This window comes from Eubacterium sp. ER2, from assembly GCF_000765215.1.
Taxonomy (GTDB): Bacteria; Bacillota; Clostridia; order Lachnospirales; family Lachnospiraceae; genus Claveliimonas; species Claveliimonas intestinigallinarum.
Genome location: NZ_JPJE01000054.1, coordinates 1 through 5,979, shown reverse-complemented (window position 1 = coordinate 5,979; position 5,979 = coordinate 1). Strand labels below are relative to the sequence as shown.

3 protein-coding genes are annotated in these 5,979 nt (G+C 57.9%); all 3 read left to right on the top strand.

The window, feature by feature from the left end; all coding sequences use genetic code 11:
* The first annotated feature begins 56 nt into the window (after positions 1 to 56).
* The 3 genes from mfd (at position 57) to NI21_RS0115180 (ending at position 5,911) form a co-directional block, all read left to right on the top strand.
* Positions 57 to 3,395, top strand: a complete 3,339-nt coding sequence (mfd, locus tag NI21_RS0115190) for a transcription-repair coupling factor (RefSeq protein WP_033127058.1) — start codon at positions 57 to 59, stop codon at positions 3,393 to 3,395.
* Between the two features lie 53 nt (positions 3,396 to 3,448).
* Positions 3,449 to 4,513 carry a peptidyl-prolyl cis-trans isomerase gene (locus NI21_RS0115185; protein WP_033127057.1) on the top strand — a complete coding sequence of 355 codons (1,065 nt, stop codon included), beginning with the start codon at positions 3,449 to 3,451 and terminating at the stop codon, positions 4,511 to 4,513.
* Positions 4,514 to 4,681: 168 nt separating this feature from the next.
* Complete coding sequence (locus NI21_RS0115180; RefSeq protein WP_033127056.1) at positions 4,682 to 5,911, top strand: aspartate aminotransferase family protein; 1,230 nt, start codon at positions 4,682 to 4,684, stop codon at positions 5,909 to 5,911.
* Positions 5,912 to 5,979: the final 68 nt, after the last annotated feature.

Below are 5,979 nucleotides of genomic sequence, written 5' to 3'. Positions count from 1 at the left end.
GGACGAGGCCATGAACGAGTACAACCGGAAAGTGAGACCAAAGGAGCTGTAGGGATATGAGAGCGCTGACAATGCCGCTTGAGGAGCTTGCGGAATTTGAGGAGATAAAAAAAGAGCAGAAAAAGGGAAAGGGAGTCCTGCAGGTGTCGGGCTGTGTCCGCTCACAGAAGACCCATCTTGTCTACGCCCTCTCCGGCGAGGCGGGAAGGCGCGTCATCGTCTGCGCCAGCGAGTCGAAGGCCAGGCAGATGTATGAGGAATACCGCTTTCTTGACAGCGATGTCCGGTTCTATCCGGCCAAGGATTTCCTCTTTTACCAGGCGGATATCCGCAGCAAGGAGCTGATGAGCCAGCGGATGTCCGTCATCCAGGCTGTGCTGGAGCAGGAGAGGATCACGGTAGTGCTGAGCTTTGACGCCCTCATGGACGCCCTGCCTCTCCCGGGGGCCGTGCGGGATCAGGCCATAGCCATTGAGAACGGGGCTGCCATTGACTTTCAGCAGGTGCAGAGGCGTCTGGCGCAGGCCGGGTATGACAGGGAGGCCCAGGTGGAGGGGCCGGGACAGTTCGCGGTGCGGGGTGGCATACTGGACATCTTTCCCATTACCGAGGAGCTGCCTGTGCGGATCGAGCTGTGGGGAGACGAGGTGGACTCTGTGCGCACCTTTGACGTGGAGAGCCAGCGGTCTGTGGAGAATCTGGACCGGGTTCTTGTGTATCCCTGTGAGGACGCGGAAAAGGAGGGAAAGAGAGTCTCCTTTCTGGACTATTTTCCCGGGGAGGACACCATTCTCTATCTGGATGAGCCGGTGCGCCTCCTGGAGAAGGGGGACGCGGTGGAGAGCGAGTTCGTGGAGGCCCAGGCCAAGCGGATGGAGAGCGGTTACCAGGTCAGCGACGGGGAGATGATCCTCTACCATCCGGCGGATATCGCGAAGAAGATGAACCAGTACCCCTGTGTGGGGCTGTGCGCCCTGGAGACCAGGTGCCCGGAGTTTAAGATCCGGGGAAAATACAGCCTGGAGACAAAGAGCGTGAACCCCTACAACAACAGCTTTGAGATGCTCACCCGGGATCTGAAGCGGCTGAAGAGAGAGGGCTACAGGGTAGTCCTCCTGTCCGGCTCAAGAACCAGGGCAAAGCGCCTGGCGGAGGATCTGCGGGACTACAATCTGAGCAGCTTTTACAGCGACGAGATGGACCGGGAGGTGGAGCCGGGGCAGATCATGACCGCCTACGGCCACGTGGGGGAGGGGTACGAGTACCCTCTGCTGAAGTTCGAGGTCATCTCGGAGACAGACATTTTCGGGAAGGTAAAGAAGAAAAAGAAGCGCCGCACCTACGAGGGCAGGAAGATCCAGAGCTTCTCCGAGCTGAAGGTGGGAGACTATGTGGTCCATGAAAACCATGGCATCGGCATCTACCAGGGCATCGAGAAGATCGAGGTGGACAAGGTGGCCAAGGACTACATGAAGATTTCCTACGCCCAGGGGGGCAACCTCTACATCCCTGCCACTCAGCTGGATCTGATCCAGAAGTACGCCAATGCGGACGCCAAGAAGCCGAAGCTGAACCGGCTGGGGACCCAGGAGTGGACAAAGACCAGGACGAGAGTGCGGGGAGCGGTCCGGGAGATCGCAAAGGACCTGGTGGCTCTCTATGCGGCCCGGCAGGAGCAGGAGGGCTATGTCTACGGCCCGGACACGGTCTGGCAGCGGGAGTTTGAGGAGATGTTCCCCTTTGAGGAGACGGAGGACCAGCTTGCGGCCATCGAGGCTGTGAAGCATGATATGGAGAGCCCCAAGATCATGGACCGGCTCATCTGCGGGGACGTGGGCTACGGGAAGACGGAGATCGCCATCCGGGCGGCCTTCAAGGCGGTTCAGGAGAACAAGCAGGTGGTCTACCTGGTTCCCACCACTATCCTGGCCCAGCAGCACTACAACACCTTTGTCCAGAGGATGAAGGAGTTCCCGGTGCGGGTGGATCTGATGTGCCGTTTCCGCACTCCGGCCCAGCAGAAGAAGACCATTGAGGACACGAAGCGGGGGCTTGTAGACATCATCATCGGCACCCACCGGGTCCTGAGCGACGACCTGAAATACAAGGACTTAGGGCTCCTCATCATCGACGAGGAGCAGAGGTTCGGCGTGCAGCACAAGGAGAAGATCAAAAAGCTGAAGGAAAATATCGACGTACTGACTCTGACCGCCACTCCTATCCCGAGGACGCTCCACATGAGCCTCATCGGCATCCGGGACATGAGCGTCCTGGAGGAGGCGCCGGAGGAGAGGATGCCCATCCAGACCTATGTTATGGAGTACAACGATGAGATGGTGCGGGAGGCCGTCGAGCGGGAGTGCGCCCGCCAGGGGCAGGTGTACTACGTCTACAACCGGGTGGAGGACATCGTCGAGGTGACGGCCCGGATCCAGAGGCTGGTGCCGGATGTGACGGTGGCCTTTGCCCACGGGCAGATGCGGGAGCATGAGCTGGAGAAGATCATGTACGCCTTTATCAACCGGGAGATCGACGTCCTTGTGTCCACCACCATCATTGAGACGGGGCTGGACATCTCCAACGCCAACACCATGATCATCCACGACGCGGACCGGCTGGGTCTCTCCCAGCTCTACCAGCTTAGGGGTCGGGTGGGCAGGTCCAGCCGCATGGCCTACGCATTCCTTCTCTACCGGAAGGATAAGCTTCTGAAGGAGGTGGCGGAGAAAAGGCTCTCCGCTATCCGGGAGTTCACAGACCTTGGATCCGGGTTCCGGATCGCCATGAGGGATCTGGAGATCCGCGGCGCAGGCAATCTTCTGGGAGCTGAGCAGCACGGACACATGGAGGCGGTGGGCTACGATCTCTACTGCAAGATGCTGAACGAGGCGGTGAAGCACCTTAAGGGAGAGACGGAGGAAGAGGAGACCTTCTCCACCACCATCGACCTTAACGTGGACGCCTTTATCCCGGACACCTACATCCCCAACGAGTACCAGAAGCTGGACGTGTACAAGCGGATCGCGGCCATCGAGAACGAGGAGGAGATGGAGGATATGCTGGAGGAGCTGATCGACCGGTTCGGGGACATCCCACGCAAGGTTCAGCAGCTTCTGAACATTGCGGGCCTCAAGGCCCGGGCCCACAGGGTCTACGTGACGGCCGTGGAGCAGAAGGGAAGCCAGTATGTATTTACCATGTACGAGAAGGCCAGGGTCAATCCTTTGAAAATACCGGATATGCTCTCCTCATACAGGGGAGATCTGGTCTTCCGGGCGGAGGAGCCCCCCAGCTTTGTCTATGAGAAGAAGGGCGGCAGCCGGAGGGCGAAGGATGAGGACGCTCTGGAAGTCGTGAAAAAAGTGTTAATTTCCCTGGAGGGATTGCTTGAATAGACAAAAAAAGCTATAATGGGGAATAGGCATTTTAAAGGAGGATAAAAGCGATCATGAAAAAGAGAGCAGTCATTTTGCTGCTGGCCGGCCTGCTGGCGGCCGGATCACTGACCGGGTGCGGGAGCCTGGAGGACAGTGACGTAGTGGCAACTGTGAATGATACAGATATTACAGCGGGCGTGGCAAATTTCCTTGCCAGGTACACCCAGGCCCAGTATGAGACCTACTACGCGGGATACATGGGAGACGATATGTGGTCCGGCGAGGGGGAGGACGGAGAGACCTATCAGGACACGGTCAAGGACTCCATCCTTGAGTCCCTGGAGAACATGTACCTCATGGAGCAGCACATGGACGAGTATGAGGTTTCTCTGAGCGACGAGGAGAAGAACGCCATCAAGGAGGCGGCCAGCGAGTTTGACTCGGCCAACGGCCTGTCGGAGAAGGAGAAGGTCTCCGGGAGCACAGACAATGTGGAGCGGGTTCTTGAGCTTCTGACGATCCAGAAGAAGGTGCAGGACGCCATAGAGGCGGGGGCGGACACAGAGGTCTCCGACGAGGAGGCGGCCCAGAAGAGCATGCAGTATGTGGTCTTCCCCTTCACCAGCACCGACGAGGAGGGCAACTCCGTGGACCTGACGGACGAGGAGAAGGCGGAGCTTAAGACGACGGCGGAGAGCTTTGCCGCGGGCGCCGCGGGGGCGGCTGACTTTGCGGCCTACGCCGCGCAGCAGGGACAGACCTCCCAGGACGCTACCTTTGACGGGGAGACCACCACGCTTCCTACCCAGCTTGTGGAGGCGGCGGATGCCCTGGGCGAGGGAGAGACCACAGGACTTGTGGAGGGGGACAACGGCTACTATGTGGCCAGAGTCACCAGTCTTCTGGACCGGGAGGCCACAGATGCCAAGAAGCAGGAGATCGTATCCCAGCGGCAGCAGGAGCTCCTGGATGATACCATCGACGGATGGCGGGAGGACGCAGACATAGAGGTTCACGAGAAAGTGTGGGACAAGGTTGATTTCACCACCCTCACCGTCACCATGAAGCAGGACGAGGCGGATCCCTACACAGATGAAGTCCAGACCGACGACCAGGCGGAGGATGCGGGAGAGTAGAAAGAGAGCGGTCGCATCGGGGGAAGTGTATTGGAAAAAATACAAAAAATTTGCTTGACAGATCAAAAAGCGGCATTTATACTTGGTAATTGTTAAGGCAAAGGTGTCACACATGAAAATGTGTGGCACCTTTTTTGCATTTGCATCATGGAAAGGAAGGCGTTACGTATGAGATTGAAAGATACTGGACTTACAGCAAAGGAACTGAAGGCAATGGTGAAAAAGTATATGGTAGAGACATACCCCAGATTTGACTTCGTGGCAGAGAGGGCGGAAGGGATGTACCTGTACGATGAGAAGGGAGAGGCTTACCTTGATTTCTACGGCGGCGTGGCTGTGAACAGCCCGGGCAACAGAAACGAGAAGGTGGTGGCAGCCATCAAGGATCAGGCGGATGACATCATCCACACGTTCAATTATCCCTATACCATCCCTCAGGCTCTTCTGGCCAAGAAGATCTGCGACACCATCGGAATGGATAAGATTTTTTACCAGAACTCCGGAACAGAGGCCAACGAGTGTATGATCAAGATGGCCAGAAAGTACGGCACCGACCATTTCGGGCCGGAGAAGTACCAGATCATCACGGCAGTGGACGGCTTCCACGGAAGGACCTTCGGCTCCATGGCCGCTACAGGACAGCCGGAGACAGCTATCCAGGAGGGCTTTGGATCCATGGTTCCCGGATTTGTCTACGCGAAGTTCAATGACCTGGAGGACTTTGCATCCAAGATCACAGAAAATACGATCGCCATTATGATAGAGCCTGTGCAGGGCGAGGGAGGCGTACACCCGGCTACACAGGAGTTTATGGAGGGGCTGAGAAAGCTCTGCGATGACAATCACCTGCTGCTGCTCCTGGATGAGGTGCAGACAGGATGGGGAAGAACAGGAGCGCCCATGGCTTACATGGGATACGGCGTGAAGCCGGACGCAGTCTCCATGGCAAAGGCCATGGGAGGCGGAATGCCCATCGGAGCCTGCTGCGCCAGAAAAGAAGTGGCTGAGGCCCTGGGAAGCGGAACCCACGGTTCCACCTACGGCGGCAGTCCCATCGCCTGTGCTTCCGCCCTGGCGTCCATCTCTGAGATCCTCGACAAGCACCTCTCCGAGAACGCGAAAGAGGTGGGCGACTATCTGATGGAGCAGCTTGCCACACTGCCCCACGTCAAAGAGGTGAGGGGCCGCGGCCTGCTGGTGGGCGTTGAGTACGATATCCCCATCGCCATGGAAGTGAAGTGGGGCGCATTCAGAAGACACGCTCTGATCACAGCCATCGGCGACAGCATCAACCGCATGATCCCGCCACTTATCGCCACAAAGGAGGATGTGGACCTGCTTGTGGAGAGGATGAGAGGCGCCGTTATGGAGGCGGCGACTGCAGTGCAGGCAGCGTAGCCTTTGCGGCCTGTGCCCGACTGAACAGCGAAATGAAAAAAAGCTCTCCGGAGATGTCTCCGAGAGCT